At 40.8% G+C, this 14,047-nt stretch carries 15 protein-coding genes and 2 tRNA genes; 9 read left to right on the top strand and 8 right to left on the bottom strand.

The annotated features are described in order from the left end of the window. Positions 1–33: 33 nt before the first annotated feature. On the bottom strand, positions 34–393 hold the full coding sequence (locus tag D9K81_RS06805; protein WP_120374874.1) for a COG3415 family protein: 360 nt from the start codon (positions 391–393) through the stop codon (positions 34–36). Positions 394–491: 98 nt separating this feature from the next. Here D9K81_RS06805 and D9K81_RS06800 point away from each other — a divergent pair, with 98 nt between their 5' ends. Beyond that, positions 492–1,823 carry an APC family permease gene (locus D9K81_RS06800; protein ID WP_120374873.1) on the top strand — a complete coding sequence of 444 codons (1,332 nt, stop codon included), beginning with the start codon at positions 492–494 and terminating at the stop codon, positions 1,821–1,823. A gap of 62 nt (positions 1,824–1,885) precedes the next feature. Then, on the top strand, positions 1,886–3,292 hold the full coding sequence (locus D9K81_RS06795) for an NAD(P)/FAD-dependent oxidoreductase (protein WP_120374872.1): 1,407 nt from the start codon (positions 1,886–1,888) through the stop codon (positions 3,290–3,292). A gap of 54 nt (positions 3,293–3,346) precedes the next feature. On the opposite strand, the gene D9K81_RS06790 is transcribed toward D9K81_RS06795, so the two are convergent. Then, complete coding sequence (locus D9K81_RS06790) at positions 3,347–4,249, bottom strand: DMT family transporter (protein WP_120374871.1); 903 nt, start codon at positions 4,247–4,249, stop codon at positions 3,347–3,349. Between the two features lie 75 nt (positions 4,250–4,324). On the opposite strand from D9K81_RS06790, the gene D9K81_RS06785 reads away from it, so the two are divergent. Further along, positions 4,325–5,041 (top strand): hypothetical protein, encoded by a 717-nt coding sequence (locus D9K81_RS06785; RefSeq protein WP_120374870.1) that lies wholly within the window; start codon positions 4,325–4,327, stop codon positions 5,039–5,041. A 75-nt stretch (positions 5,042–5,116) separates the two neighbouring features. Here D9K81_RS06785 and hisA read toward each other — a convergent pair whose 3' ends face one another. The 5 genes from hisA to hisB form a co-directional block, all read right to left on the bottom strand. Continuing rightward, the gene (hisA, locus tag D9K81_RS06780; RefSeq protein ID WP_120374869.1) at positions 5,117–5,839 is read right to left on the bottom strand and encodes a 1-(5-phosphoribosyl)-5-[(5-phosphoribosylamino)methylideneamino]imidazole-4-carboxamide isomerase; all 723 of its coding nucleotides are present in this window, start codon (positions 5,837–5,839) and stop codon (positions 5,117–5,119) included. Between the two features lie 69 nt (positions 5,840–5,908). Continuing rightward, positions 5,909–6,586: a 3'-5' exonuclease gene (locus D9K81_RS06775; protein ID WP_120374868.1), complete on the bottom strand. Its 678-nt coding sequence runs from the start codon at positions 6,584–6,586 to the stop codon at positions 5,909–5,911. Positions 6,587–6,766: 180 nt separating this feature from the next. Then, a complete protein-coding gene (locus tag D9K81_RS06770; RefSeq protein WP_120374867.1) occupies positions 6,767–7,765 on the bottom strand; it encodes a hypothetical protein in 999 nt (332 codons plus the stop codon). Between the two features lie 448 nt (positions 7,766–8,213). Continuing rightward, entirely contained in the window at positions 8,214–8,831 is a 618-nt protein-coding gene (hisH, locus tag D9K81_RS06765) for an imidazole glycerol phosphate synthase subunit HisH (protein ID WP_120374866.1), read from the bottom strand. Next, positions 8,831–9,424 (bottom strand): imidazoleglycerol-phosphate dehydratase HisB, encoded by a 594-nt coding sequence (hisB, locus tag D9K81_RS06760; protein WP_120374865.1) that lies wholly within the window; start codon positions 9,422–9,424, stop codon positions 8,831–8,833. Before hisB ends, hisH begins: the two co-directional genes overlap by 1 nt. Before the next feature lie 92 nt (positions 9,425–9,516). Here hisB and D9K81_RS06755 point away from each other — a divergent pair, with 92 nt between their 5' ends. The 6 genes from D9K81_RS06755 to D9K81_RS06725 all read left to right on the top strand — a co-directional run bounded on the left by D9K81_RS06755 (position 9,517) and on the right by D9K81_RS06725 (position 13,212). Then, positions 9,517–9,894 (top strand): GNAT family N-acetyltransferase, encoded by a 378-nt coding sequence (locus tag D9K81_RS06755; RefSeq protein ID WP_120374864.1) that lies wholly within the window; start codon positions 9,517–9,519, stop codon positions 9,892–9,894. A gap of 281 nt (positions 9,895–10,175) precedes the next feature. Then, positions 10,176–10,251 (top strand) — tRNA-Phe (locus tag D9K81_RS06750). A 134-nt stretch (positions 10,252–10,385) separates the two neighbouring features. After that, positions 10,386–10,461 (top strand) — tRNA-Phe (locus tag D9K81_RS06745). Between the two features lie 266 nt (positions 10,462–10,727). Further along, positions 10,728–11,456: a class I SAM-dependent methyltransferase gene (locus tag D9K81_RS06735; RefSeq protein WP_120374863.1), complete on the top strand. Its 729-nt coding sequence runs from the start codon at positions 10,728–10,730 to the stop codon at positions 11,454–11,456. A gap of 142 nt (positions 11,457–11,598) precedes the next feature. Beyond that, positions 11,599–12,090, top strand: coding sequence for a hypothetical protein (locus tag D9K81_RS06730; RefSeq protein WP_120374862.1), 492 nt, complete (start codon positions 11,599–11,601; stop codon positions 12,088–12,090). Between the two features lie 372 nt (positions 12,091–12,462). Continuing rightward, positions 12,463–13,212 carry a hypothetical protein gene (locus D9K81_RS06725; RefSeq protein ID WP_120374861.1) on the top strand — a complete coding sequence of 250 codons (750 nt, stop codon included), beginning with the start codon at positions 12,463–12,465 and terminating at the stop codon, positions 13,210–13,212. Between the two features lie 120 nt (positions 13,213–13,332). On the opposite strand, the gene D9K81_RS06720 is transcribed toward D9K81_RS06725, so the two are convergent. After that, positions 13,333–13,965, bottom strand: a complete 633-nt coding sequence (locus tag D9K81_RS06720; protein WP_120374860.1) for a hypothetical protein — start codon at positions 13,963–13,965, stop codon at positions 13,333–13,335. Between the last annotated feature and the right edge of the window lie 82 nt (positions 13,966–14,047).

Below are 14,047 nucleotides of genomic sequence, written 5' to 3'. Positions count from 1 at the left end.
TAAAAATAGTTTAATTTTCGAGTGAAAAAAAGCTTAAGCATAGTAACGACCACGGCGTCTACGCATACCTAAAAGATGAATCGCACGTACCAAAACAGCGTAGGAAACTGCATAGCCAAAACGTTGTTCAAAGAGTGGAATTAAATCACTGATATTTTGAAATTTTACTTCTTTTACAAATACTTGAAATTCGTTCCAATTCTTTATGTGACTAGGCGCGCCACGTTTTTTCCCTGTTTTAGGGTGTAACTCTCCCGTTTCTTCTTCAAGTTTTATCCATGCGTCTAGTGTCACTCGAGAGATGTTGAATTCTTTACAAACCGCCACTTTGTAGTCGGTTTTTTTGTACATTTGAATGGCTAGTTTTCGAGTTTCAATTGAATACTTTGGCATTTACACGCTCAATTTTTAAATATTTATAATTATATTATATGGCATAGTTGTTGCAAAAAAATAATTAACTTTAATAAAATGAATAACTAGGTGGCATTATGGAAAAAGCGCAAGTTTCTTTCAAAAAAATGTCTTTATGGCAAGTGGTGATCATTGGTGTGGCTTATATGACCCCCATGGTTGTGTTTGATACCTTCGGTATTGTGTCTGGCATTACCGATGGTCGTGTACCACTGGCTTATATTTTGGCTTTATTTGCCATGCTACTTACGGCGTTTAGTTATGCGCGTTTTAGTAAGCATTCGGATAAACCTGGTTCTGCCTATACCTACACCGCAGAATCGTGTGGGCCTCAAACAGGTTTTTTTGTGGGATGGTGTTCTTTACTGGATTACATCATGTTGCCGTTGGTTAATGCATTGCTGGCGGGTATTTATTTAGAAGCGGTCATTCCAAGTGTGCCTTATTGGGCATGGGTGATTTTGTTTACCAGCTTAGTCACTTTAATTAACTGCTTCCGTATCAATATATTGGCCAACCTCAGCCTGATCTTTGTATGTGCGCCAGTGTTACTTATGGGCGTGTTTATTTATTTGGTCATTCAAGGCGTAGGCAGTGAGCAAGGCTATGCGCATGTTTTAACCCTTGCACCATTATTTAATGGCGATAGCTCAATTTTGCCGCTGATTGCAGGGGCTTCAATCCTGTGCTTTAGCTTTTTAGGCTTTGATGCAGTGACGACCATGTCACATGAAACAAAAGACCCGAAACGTACCATTCCGCGTGCAGTGATTTTAACAACTTTAACAGGCGGAGCGATTTTTATTACTGCGTCTTGGTTTGTGCAATTGTATTTTCCAACAAATGTGCGTTTTAACAACCCAGATGAAGCACTGCCTGAAATTGTTCTGTATGTGGGTGGGGCATTATTTCAATCGGTGTTTTTATGTGCCCAAATTATGAATACCTTTGCTTCAGGTCTTGCGACACATGCCAGTGCATCTCGTCTCATTCATATCATGGGCCGTGATGGAATTTTTCATAAAGGCACATTTGGTCAAGTGCATCGCAAATTAGGTACGCCCTTATATGCGGTCTTGCTGATCGGTTTGATTTCCTTGGCCGCTATTCGCTTAGATTTGGCTACGGTGGTGAGCATGATTAGCTTTGGTGCGCTCATTGCCTTTACCGCGGTCAATTTCTCTGTATTTATGAAGTTTTATGTACGAGATGGTCAACGCCATGGTCTTAAAAACATCTGCCTGAACATGCTTTTACCCTTCATTTCCGTGGCAACCATTATGTGCCTGTGGGTGAGCTTAGAGCACAATGCATTAGTTTGTGGCGGAATTTGGCTTGCTGTGGGCATTGTGTTGTTCGCTTATAAAAAGCTGAGAAAACAAAATATTGTGATTGGTAACGCGTATTAAGTTGCCTATGCCATCACTGATGCTAAATAGAATTGATTGAATAAATATAGGACGTAAAGAAGATGATGAAGCCAAAATTTGTAGATGATGTTGAATATAAAAACAGTGTAAATGCACAAAGTGGTAAAGAGTGGAATTGGGTCAATCCCTCGCGTGGAAGTTTTGAGTTTCCAGCCAATTATTATGAAAGCTCTTTAGAGGCATGGCAGGCATTTGATGCCCTTAATGCCGATATTGAATGCGATGTAGTGGTGATAGGTGGTGGCTTATTGGGCGCATCGACGGCATTGCATTTAGCAGAACAAGGCGTAGAGACGGTACTGGTCGAAAAAAATCGCATTGGCAGTGCTGCATCGGGTCGAAATGGTGGACAGTTAACCCCTGGGCTGGCACGTTGGGAAGCGGGGGAGATGATTGAACATTTTAGTTATGAAGATGCAAAACGCCTTTGGCATTTCACTTCGACTGAGGCAATGTCTTTAATTGACCAAATTGCGGATCGCTATGGATTAGCATTACAACGTAAACATCAGCATATTACCGCTGCTGTACATCCGGGCCATTTGGTGGGATTAACCGAAGGTGCAGATGCACGTAAATTTTTGGGTGAAGACCATACCCAGATTATGGGTAAGCATGAGTTATTTGAGCACGTAAAATCTGACAATTATTATGGAGGCTTACTCGATACCCTCGGTGGGCATATCCATCCTTTGGCCTTAAACCGTGGCCTTGCGTATGCATTTAGCCAACAAGGAGGCAAAATTTATGAGCAAACTGAAGTTTTATCGGTCGATGAGCGTGAAGATGGTATTTATGTGACCACCACAGGTGGCACGATTAAAGCACGTAAGAGTGCTGTGATTGGAGTGCATCATGCATCGTTTAAGCTACTCCAAAACCATAAGCAAACCACGATTCCATTTTATACCTATGTGTGTACCACAGCGCCCTTAGAGCTTGAGCTGAGTGAAATCCTGCCGAGCGATGCCCCTGTATACGATACCCAGTTCCAAATTGATTATTATCGAGGGGTATCTAAAAATCGTTTGCTGTTTGGTGGTGAAGGCACAGGTTCATGTTGGAGCCCTGAAAAAACCCATGATTATTTATTGGGGCGAATTCAGCATGTATTCCCTCAATTAAAACAGGTTGAATTAGACTTTGTCTGGAGTGGTACAACTGACTTAACCATGAATGGTGCGGCGGATAGCCGTAAGTCAGATGGTAAATACCCAATTTATGCGGTACAAGGTTGGAGTGGTCACGGGGTGGCGCAAACGGTACGAATTGGTAAAGCGATTGCCGATGATTTCTGTGGTAATGCTGATGACTTTAATATGCTCACCACCATTCAACATCAAGATATTTTGTTTGGTCGTGCGCTTGCACCTATGGTGATTCCAATGGCCAAAACCGCTTATGGTCTGGGGGCGATGGTTAACCCTGGCAAGATGGTGTCTTTCTAACATTAAAAAACCCTCTCTTTAGAGGAGAGGGTTAAGCTCAGCTAGGGTATTCAATTACTTTTCAAATTTTCGTTTCAAAAATTTAGGTCGCCATTCGCTAACAATCACGCCAATCACAACGAGCATGCCACCAATTAAAGCCAGTGGCGCTAAACGTTCACCTGCAATACGACCAATGAGTGCAGCCCATAGTGGTTCACCTGCATAAATAATGGCAGCTTGTGAAGGATCGACCATGCGCTGCGCCCAGTTCATCACCATTTGAATCACTGCACTGGCTAAACCTAAGCCACAAAGCGTAGCAATAAGAGGCCACTCAAACTGAGGCAGGCTGATTTCACCATTGAGTGGGGCAATCATAAAACAAATTAATGAAGCAAACGCGAGTTGTAATACCGTGACACGTCGTAAATTCACCGTCTTGGCAAAATAACTGATCAGAATAATTTCAAAAGCGATGGCAATCGAGCCGATCAGGGTAATGATTTGACCAAAATTTAGCTGTATGGCGCCAAAGCCATTTCCTGTTAAAAAAACCAAGCCAACAAAGGCGAATAGTACGCCCAACCATGTCATAAGGTGTGGACGGTGCTTAAAGCACAGCCACATAAAAATGGGCACTAGTGGAACGTAGAGTGCAGTTAAAAATGCCGATTCACTGCTACTAATGCTTTGTAAGCCAATGGTTTGTGTGCCGTAGCCAATCGCAATGACTGCGCCAATACAAAATCCTGCAAACACTTCATGGCGATTCAAGCCTTTGAGGTATTTCCATGACAACACACTGACGGCAAATGTTGCGGCTGCAAAGCGTAGACCGACAAAAATCAGGGGACTACTAAAATTAAGGCCGTATTGTACGGTGAGAAAACTCCCTCCCCAAATAATGGTAATGAGGATAAGGGAAATTTGAGGAAGCCTAGTTTTGATTTGCGCAGATAGAGCAGAGGACAGCATAAAATCGTAAGTAAAAACGCGGTAAATTCTTGACCTACATCTTATACCTTATTTAGATTAGACACTAAGATTCGAATGAAAACTAAAAAAATCGAGCTTAGCATGCGCATCATTTTAATGGGTATTTGTATTTTTCTAGCGCTGTGCTTTGGGTTTTATGCCTATGGTTTAAAAGCAGAAATAAATGCGCTTTATGCTCACTTTAAAAATTTCAGGCAGCAGAACTGTGAATTTATCGCTCAATTTTCTACCAATCATCAATGCAACGAATTGATTGCATATAAATTTAAAACAGTATTGATCAAGCCCCCATACATTAAAGCCAATGAAAATTATGTATTTTTCTACCAGCTTCAAGTGGAGGATGCGCTAAAGCTGGATAATTGGTTGTTACAGCAGGCGTATAAAGAGCGAGTGAATGATGATGAGCTTGGGTTATTTTCAGCATCGTGGCCAAAGAAAAAAGTCCATTTTTTAGCTCAGCTGAAGCGATATTGCTTAGATAAGAATCAGAGCTGTATGGGGCGTTTTTGGAGAATGCATGACAACTCTTATTTTCAACCAAAATCCTACATTGTTTATGGTGATGATCAAAAATATTGGAATGTGGTTCAACAACGTGATTTTCAATGTGATGAAAATATAGAAATAGATCAGCAGGCGTTAAAAGCGGATTTCCCTTCTATCTATCAGCCTCAATCTATGCGTGAGTATCATTATTTATTTTGTTGGGAAGCAGAAAGACGATTACTACGGATCAGTTCAGTCATAACAGAAGCTTATTTGCATTGATCAGCTGTGATCGTAAAGTCGCAGAAATAAAAAAGAGGTCCGTAGACCTCTTTGAAAGCACAACCAGAAGCTGAATTAAGCGTCTAACACTGCTTGAGCTTCACGAAGGTTTAGCGTGCCTTCATAAATTGCACGACCTGTAATCGCACCTAAAATGCCTGGTCGGCCTTTTAAACCGTGTACATCATCAATATTGGTTACGCCACCAGAAGCAATCACGGGTAAACCAGAATGGCTTGCTAGATTAACAGTTTGTTCGATGTTTACACCTTGCATCATGCCGTCACGTGCAATGTCTGTATACACAATGCTTGAAACACCCGCATCAGCAAAACGTTTTGCCAGCTCAGTTGCTTTCACATCTGTCACGTTTGCCCAGCCATCAGTTGCTACCATGCCATTCATTGCATCAATACCTACAATGATGTGGCCTGCAAATTTTTGACAAGCTTCTTCAACAAATTCAGGGTTTTGAACAGCTTTAGTCCCGATGATCACATACGACACGCCAGCATCTAGGTAGTGTTCAATGGTTTCAAGTGAACGAATACCACCACCAATTTGGATTGGGAGGTTGGGTTGAGCTTTTGCAATTGCTTCAACCACAGGCTTATGAATAGGAGTACCTGCAAAAGCGCCATTTAAGTCAACCAAATGCAAGCGACGCGCGCCTTCATTCACCCAATGCTGTGCAGTTGCCACTGGATCATCAGAAAATACAGTATCGTCTTCCATACGACCTTGTTTTAAACGAACACATTTGCCATCTTTCAGGTCAATTGCAGGGATGATCAGCATGCTTGCGCTCCTCGCCCAATCTTAAATTGAATACAATGTGCGCCATCTTAACAAAGTATTCGCAAAACGCTAAGCGTCTGATGCTGGATTTATTTTATTCGGCCGTATACGTAGTTTGAGTGAGGTATTGGGGATGTCCTTTGGTAATAGACCTAAACGTAGAAGCTCTTCAAAAACCAGTACGGGGGCGTAAGCATCGGCAGCAGCATAGGCCACTTGTTGGGGAAGCAATTGCTTTCTAGACCAGTTCGAGGTGCTGACGCTTTTACTTTTCGGAAAGTTGACCCGAAACAGCAGTGCCATGGCATTTTTAAGCCCGACTGGATTGTCTAAACCAAAGGCTTTAAAGCACTTCGATAGCTCAATCACACTGTTCAGTTCGATGCCTTTTTTACGAAATAGATGAGCGTCATTTTTAAGACCAAAGCCGACTTTAATTTGATCTCGATTGGCAAAGATCGGTTTTAAAAACGCTAAAATTTCGGTATTCACCTGAAAGAGATATGCACGTTCATGCGTGGCCAATTGAATTAAGTGCGGGCCAGTCGCGACTTCGCCTTTTTGAAAGGTCGGTTTAGATTCTGAGTCAAAACCTAACAGCGCGGCTTGCATCAGTTCAGTTGCAATAGCCTGGCATTGTTCTTTGCGATCAATCACCATGATCTGCTCAGCAGGCAAGCTCTGAAAGAGAGGGAAGTGCTGAATATCTTCTTTATTAGGCAGTGTGGTATGTTGTAATTGATCCATGGGGTGGACACGAAAGTAAGCAAGTATTTGAGCTTAATATCTTTTCAAAAAATAGGCAAAGTAAGCGTTGTCGTATCAGACAACAACACAGCATCGATGTGCTAACCAAAAAAACCTGCCATGAGGGCAGGTTTTTAAGTGCGAAGTTACAATATGAGCTAACTATGTAATTGGGAGCTATTAGACAAAAGAAGGCAATTGGAATTGATCCAATAAAGATGGTGCAGTGCTTAACACTGTTCCTGCATCGTATAGACCCGCAGTTAAGCCTCCTGCCAATGCACCTACAGCATCGACAGCAACATTCACCACAGGGACTGGGTTGGTTAAATCAGTAATTGGCGCAATGTCATCTAGTAGGCTATCAACCGTACCTGACACCTGTTGAACCAATTCACCGGCAGTAGCAATTGGATTGGTCAGTAAGCTACCTACAAATTGGCCAGCATCAATGCCGCCAATATATTGGCCAGTTTCGCCTAACAAGCCTGTTAAGTTGGTGCCAGTTTCGCTGACCGCACCTACAACACTACCCAATACTGGAATTTGTGAAGCAAGATCAACCAATGGATTTAAGTCTGCTACAAGGTTTGCACCAGAGCCTGCAAGATCTTGTACGATACCACCCAATGTTCCAGTTGGATTAGATGCAAGATCATTTAAAAGATCGGTTGGGTTGATGTCTGCTACATATTGGCCTGTTTCACCTACAAAGCCCAATAAGTTGTCTACTGTACCGCCTACGGCAGAAACTGCACCACCTAATACTGGCACTTGACCGAGTACTTCTGTCAGTGGGTCGGTTAAGCCAACTACATGGTCCGCTAAGCCTGCAACACCTGTAACCGCATTGCCTGCAATGCTAGTGACACCATCAAGCAGGTCAATCACACCGCCTTCAAGGTTACCTGTTTTTAACGTATGTGCAGTTTGGTGTAATTCACCTGTAACTGAATCTAAAAGATTTGTGGTGGTGTCTAAGACTTTATTCACCGTTGTACCCAGCACAGGTACATGGCTTAAAGCGCTTGTGAGTGGAGAGAGAACTACGCCCAATGTATCAATAAGTGCATCGGCTGTATGTACGACGGCATCTAAAATATGGCCCACAGCTTTGGTGAGGCCCTGTAAACCTAGCGTTAAAACGCCACTGATTTTGCCCGAAAATAATTTAAACATTTTGGAATTCTCCGTTTATGCATTTCTTGTATTCGAAAGTTCATGAAGAGGTCTTACCATTTATGTTTAACAGACAAACATAGTGTGAACAAACTATAAAAAATGCATATAAAGGTGATATATGTCACTATTTATGGTTTTTGTGTTAAAAAACAAGCAAATATTGTTATAAAAAAGAATTGTGAGAAAATGTAATTATTTTTTATAAAAAACAGGCCTTTAATGCTACTTTTACACTCAAGAGACTACACTTCATGACACACTGAAAGTGAATTATTAATTAATGTATTAAGTGAATATTTTATTTTTTAAAGTTCAGACTTTTAGTGCTGTTTTAAAAGATAAGATTTTGAAATTATTTAACTTATAGTGAATTAAATTTAAAATCATGACCATGAGTCATAAAAAAAGCCAACATATTTGTTGGCTTTTTAACTTTGAAATGGACTTAAATATCCCATTCCACAAAGTTCTTTAACAATTGTAAACCAGCAGTATGGCTCTTTTCTGGATGGAACTGCGTCGCAAACAAGTTTTCTTGATGAATCGCTGTACAAAATTCTAGGCCATAATCACACGTCGCTGCCACAAGCGCTTTATCTTTAGGTTCAACATAGAAGCTATGTACAAAGTAAAAACGAGCGTCTTGTTCAATGTTATTCCACATTGGATGGCTCGGATCTGCTTGATGCACTTGGTTCCAACCCATGTGCGGTACTTTTAAACCTTCTACATCTGGGAAGCGTTTAACCACACCTTCAAAAATGCCCAGTGCATCGGCACCGCCATTTTCTTCAGAGTGTTGCATTAATGCTTGCATGCCCACACAAATTGCTAAAACTGGCTTGTTGAAGGCTGCCTTACGTACCACTTCATCAATACCAGCTTCGTGCATACCTTGCATGCAGTCGCGCATTGCACCTACACCAGGAAATACAATTTTATCTGCCTGAGCAATTAACTTCGGGTCATTGGTCACATCGACTGTTGCACCAACATGCTCTAGTGCTTTGGCTGCAGAGTGAAGATTTCCCATGCCATAGTCAAGAAGGGCAATACGGGTCATTACAAAGTCCCTTTGGTTGAAGCAACAGTATTGGCAGCACGTGGATCAATTTCACATGCCATACGAAGTGCACGAGCAAATGCTTTAAATGTGCTTTCAATTTGGTGATGACTGTTTTTGCCTTTCAAGTTATCAATGTGTACCGTCATTAATGAATGGTTCACAAAACCTTGGAAGAATTCTGAAAATAAATCAACATCAAAGCGACCAATCATGGCACGTGTAAATGGAATATCCATAAATAGGCCCGGACGACCAGATAAATCGATGACTACACGGCTTAGAGATTCATCCAGTGGCGCATAGAAATGACCATAGCGCTTCAAACCTTTTTTATCGCCCAATGCTTGTGCAAAGGCTTGGCCTAAAGTAATACCGCAGTCTTCTACAGTATGATGGTCATCAATTTCGAGGTCGCCATCACAATGAATATCAATATCAAATAAGCCATGTCGCTTGATTTGATCAATCATATGATCTAAAAATGGAATACCAGTATTGAGGGTGCCTTGACCTGTACCATCGAGGTTCAAACGAACTCGGATTTTAGTTTCGTTAGTGTTTCTTACCACTTCGCTGATACGATCTGTCATAGACACGTTCCTCAAAAACGTTAAAAATGATGTAAAATTTTTCGCCTTAATGACGAAGTCAACGATATTAGATTGCTCAGGAGGGTTTATCAATGCCTATTACCGTACATGCCTATACTTCTTTGGAAAATGATGAAGTACGCAGCCAGCTTGAGCGACTGTATGACACCAGCCCAGAGTTTAGTGACGGCGCGGATGCCATTGAGCAACTAGAACAAAGTTTAACGCAATATACTTTATTCTATACTGCAGAGTTTAACACCAAACTGATTGGTGCAATTTGGTGTACTGGACAAGGTGAAAGTAAAGTCCTCGAAAATATTGTGGTTCATCCAGCAAATCGCGGTCGCGGTGTTGCAGAAAGGCTGGTGAGCGAAGCATGTCGTATGGAAGAAGAAAAAGGTGTCAAAGTATTTGAACCAGGTTGTGGCGCGATTCACCGTTGCTTGGCACATTTAGACAAGCTGTAAAATTTTGCATAAATTATAATGACATCTTAAGCAGTCTTCGGGCTGCTTTTTTATGCCATATAAATACCAGCCCTCTGCAAAAATAAGATAAAAAGAAAATAATCACATTGGATAGCGCCAAGAGGCCATGCTAAAAAGCAAAGAAATAGCGCTAAAAAACTGAGTTTTAAACAAAAAATAATCAATCGGTGTGAAATATTGCTGTAAAAGTAAACAAACACGCAAAAAAGCACTGATGATGCTTGACGGCATGTCGCTTAAACTGTTTAATACGCGACATCGGCGTGATAGCTCAGTAGGTAGAGCAACGGATTGAAAATCCGTGTGTCCCCAGTTCGATCCTGGGTCTCGCCACCATATTCAAAACTTATTTAAAGTTTCAATCCTTGATCCCATCAAGGATTTTTTTTGCCTAAAATTTATTCACTCGGAAAAAATAATCATAATTTTGATTGACTAATGTGACCAGATACGGCTTAATACACCGCATCGGCGTGATAGCTCAGTAGGTAGAGCAACGGATTGAAAATCCGTGTGTCCCCAGTTCGATCCTGGGTCTCGCCACCATATTCAAAAAAGCCTCAAACCATGTTTGGGGCTTTTTTTCGTCTCCACTTTAATAATATGCTTAAAAAGCAACCGTCTGTACTGCAGCTCGATTTCAAATTCAGTCGGCGAACGCCCTATTTGAACTGTGGCTAAAATAAAAATATTCGTGGCCCATGCTTGCGACCTTCGGTCTATTTTGTATTGCATCACAATGTATTAATGTGTGTTGAAAGACCATAAAAACGAGCGGTGCAAGACAGCTGTACTTTGAGGGCAGAGGAAAAATGAAGGATTTATTTTCAGATAACAGTTCGCTGTATCAGCAAGCACGTCCCAGTTATTCTGCGGAAATTATTGAGCAAATCATGTTACATGTAGCTGAAAATGCCTTGGCATGGGATTGTGGTGCAGGTTCTGGACAATTTACAGGTTGGTTGGCACCGTATTTTCAGCAGGTACTCGCAACCGACCTAAGTGCTGCACAGTTGGCGCAGGCACCAAAGCTTGAAAATGTAATCTATCAGGCGGCATCTGCCGAAGAATCAGGGCTTGATGATCATAGTGTAGATTTAGTCACAGTCGCACAGGCAATTCACTGGTTTGATTTTGATGCCTTTTATGCAGAAGTAAAACGAGTTCTAAAACCGCAAGGTTGTTTGGCGGTGATTGGCTATGGTTTGATAGAAGCTTCTGATTTGCGCTTAGATCAGCTGATTCAGCACTTATATAAAGTGACCCTTAAGGGCTATTGGGATGCAGAACGGCGCTATGTAGATGAGTGCTATCAAAGCATTCCTTTTCCTTTTGAAGAGCAGTCTGTACCAGCACTGCAATTGAAGTACAGTTGGACAGGGCAACAGTTGTTGGACTATTTTCAAACATGGTCGGGTTTAAAACATTATGTGCAATTGACAGGACTAAACCCCTTAGCGGAAATGGCTGAATTTTTGCAGCAACAACCACAGCAGTGCTATGAGGTGCAGTTTCCAGTTTTGCTCAGAATTGGACAATAAAAAAGCGTGATGTTTAAGCTTGTGATCTGAGTATCAGCAGCACCGTTTATCTGAGGATTAAAGAAGTAAAGGTGATTTATTGTACAATTTCAAGATGATTTGAAGAAACGAAAGCTTTGAATTTAAATTTGAGAATTGTCTTATGAATCTTCCAAAATACTATATTTTAATGATTGCTAGCGTACTAAGCTTATGTACGGTACATACGTTTGCAACAGAGCCAACGACAGGTGAGAATGCTGAAGCCGTGCGATTGCCAGTTTTAACGGTGATGGCTGACCGTGAGTTAAGAAATGAAACAGTGGTTGAGCCAGCACAAGAAGAGCCTGCAAAACGTAAAGCATTACAGCAAGAGGTCATGAAGCTGGAGCGTAATACACAAAATTATGCGGCGGATCCGACTGTGATTCAAAACCTTGATTTAAAAGCACCAGAACCTGCACCTAATTTAGCGAGTCTATCGCCAGTAATGCAGCAACATATTTTAAATATCGCTGAAGGCTTACAGTCCGCAGACCCGCGTAATGGTCTGTATATTATGCTTCAACCTTTTGGTATTGACCGTAGTGCGACCAATGTACAAATGGGCCGAGAACAACTGAACTTAGGCATATTAGAGCGCACCTTACCTTAACTGCGTATATAGCTATATGTATCTATCTGGAAGGTGGTGTGCGGATCAATAGCCATACATCACTTTGCTTTAAATTTGCCTTAATAACTAGTTTCTTGATTAAGTTATATACCAATATTTGTGACCATTACCTCAAGATTTAGCTCAATTGCAGTTTAAATTTAAAAGCATGTTGAGGATTATTTTTGAAATGAATTTAAACATAAACTGATCTATAAAAATTTGAATTTAAATTCAAACTGAAGCCAAACAAAGCCTACATATTTTAAATTCAAAAGCAAAATAAGATAGAACAACCTGATTGAAGCACACCAAGTTAAAGAATTTATTTTAAATTCAAAGTGGCTTGGGTCACGGCACTCGGAGCTTTTTATGTCACGTATTCCACTTATTTTAACACTGGCCACCGTACTGATTTTTGGTGGATTGTTTTACCAATATTATGTGCAAAAGCAAGATGAGCAAAAGTTGCAAGCCTATCAAGAGGTGTTATTGGATAAAACCGAACAGATTTTAACAGCTGCTCGACATGTCGATACACCTATTCAAGTAGATACTTCCGATGCACGCCTTTCGGGTGATTATCAAATTATGGCGAGTTTTGTGTTGAATCAAATGATTGAAACGGCAGAGGCTCGAAACCGTTATATCCGTGATTTAAAAGCCTTAGATTGGGATCATTTTTTAGATATAGAGCGTTTAAGTCGAGATAAAAAACAGCAATATGTAGAAACAGAAAAAATGCTGAAAGATGTACATGCGGTGGTGGACGCCTATGCTGAGCAAACGAAGGAAATGGAGAAACGTAGCTTAGATCAAGCCAAGCATTTGGCGGTGAGTGGTCGCTATAGCCATCAACTGACACAAAGTTTAAGAGACAGTCAAAAAAATGATGATGCACATGCATTGTTTGAACTAGAGCAGCAAAGTTTAGCCAAAGCGGATCAAATTTTTGAAGTGCTGAAAAATAACCGTTGGGAAAAGAAAAATAAACTATTTATGTTTTATGAAGATGAGCCATTAAAGCAATTTAATGCCTTATATAAAGAGATACTGGCACTGAATCAACAAATGAAACAAGTCAGCCATGCCAATCGTGTAGAACTGGAAAATAGTTTATAGCAGGGCTGTGATGTAAATCATGCGGTCAATGCATGTATTGATTATGAAATACAGGTAATAAAAAAGATGCCATGCGTGGCATCTTTTTTATTTGTTACTTAGAAATATCGCTAGGCGCGCTTATTTCTTAAACCAAGAGAAGAAACCTTTTTTCTCTTCAGTTTGTGCTTTTGCTACTTGTGCTTTTTTCTCTGCACATTTTTTTGCACAGTCTTTTTTCGCTTCTGCATTTACAGCTGGTTTGTTTGCAATATCTTTAATTTCTTTTGCTTTTTCAGCAGTTGCATCTTGAGTAGCTTCAGCTTTTGCTACAGCAGTTTGTTTCATTGCTGTTGCTTTAGCTACATCAGCTTCTTTTGTTGCAACCGCAGTTTTAACAGTGGCATCTTTAGTCGCTACAGCTTTTGCTACAGTCGCATCTTTTTGTGCTACAGCAGTTTGTTTCATTGCTGTTGCTTTAGCTACGTCAGCTTCTTTTGTTGCAACCGCAGTTTTAATAGTTGCATCTTTAGTGGCTACAGCTTTTGCAACAGTTGCATCTTTAGCTGCTACAGTTGTTTTTACAGTTGCGTCTTTTTCTGCAACAACAGCTTTAACAGTAGCATCTTTGGTAGCAACAGTATTGGTTTGTACAGCAGTTGCTGTTTTCATTGCATCTGCTTTTGCTGTTGCAAGAAAGCTTTGCTCAGCAGCCATTGTTGAAGTTGTACCTGCAACTAGAGCAATAGCAATAGTAGTTTTAATCGCATTCATGGGTAGCATCCTGAATTTTGTAATTGGGTTGGAAGAGGGCGCTATGTTAATGCTTAAATGCTTGTTTATTATGGGCTTGATT

Source organism: Acinetobacter chengduensis (assembly GCF_003664645.1).
Taxonomy (GTDB): Bacteria; Pseudomonadota; Gammaproteobacteria; order Pseudomonadales; family Moraxellaceae; genus Acinetobacter; species Acinetobacter chengduensis.
Note: the sequence above shows the minus strand (reverse complement) of the source record. Positions and strands in the feature narration are given on the sequence as shown.

Coding starts and splice junctions, on each gene's coding strand:
- D9K81_RS06775 (WP_120374868.1), bottom strand. CDS start 6,586: ATGGATCAATTACAACATACCACACTGCCTAATAAAGAAGATATTCAG.
- D9K81_RS06800 (WP_120374873.1), top strand. CDS start 492: ATGGAAAAAGCGCAAGTTTCTTTCAAAAAAATGTCTTTATGGCAAGTG.
- D9K81_RS06805 (WP_120374874.1), bottom strand. CDS start 393: ATGCCAAAGTATTCAATTGAAACTCGAAAACTAGCCATTCAAATGTAC.
- hisA (WP_120374869.1), bottom strand. CDS start 5,839: ATGCTGATCATCCCTGCAATTGACCTGAAAGATGGCAAATGTGTTCGT.
- D9K81_RS06755 (WP_120374864.1), top strand. CDS start 9,517: ATGCCTATTACCGTACATGCCTATACTTCTTTGGAAAATGATGAAGTA.
- D9K81_RS06735 (WP_120374863.1), top strand. CDS start 10,728: ATGAAGGATTTATTTTCAGATAACAGTTCGCTGTATCAGCAAGCACGT.
- D9K81_RS06785 (WP_120374870.1), top strand. CDS start 4,325: ATGAAAACTAAAAAAATCGAGCTTAGCATGCGCATCATTTTAATGGGT.
- D9K81_RS06730 (WP_120374862.1), top strand. CDS start 11,599: ATGAATCTTCCAAAATACTATATTTTAATGATTGCTAGCGTACTAAGC.
- hisH (WP_120374866.1), bottom strand. CDS start 8,831: ATGACCCGTATTGCCCTTCTTGACTATGGCATGGGAAATCTTCACTCT.
- D9K81_RS06795 (WP_120374872.1), top strand. CDS start 1,886: ATGATGAAGCCAAAATTTGTAGATGATGTTGAATATAAAAACAGTGTA.
- D9K81_RS06720 (WP_120374860.1), bottom strand. CDS start 13,965: ATGAATGCGATTAAAACTACTATTGCTATTGCTCTAGTTGCAGGTACA.
- hisB (WP_120374865.1), bottom strand. CDS start 9,424: ATGACAGATCGTATCAGCGAAGTGGTAAGAAACACTAACGAAACTAAA.
- D9K81_RS06725 (WP_120374861.1), top strand. CDS start 12,463: ATGTCACGTATTCCACTTATTTTAACACTGGCCACCGTACTGATTTTT.
- D9K81_RS06770 (WP_120374867.1), bottom strand. CDS start 7,765: ATGTTTAAATTATTTTCGGGCAAAATCAGTGGCGTTTTAACGCTAGGT.
- D9K81_RS06790 (WP_120374871.1), bottom strand. CDS start 4,249: ATGCTGTCCTCTGCTCTATCTGCGCAAATCAAAACTAGGCTTCCTCAA.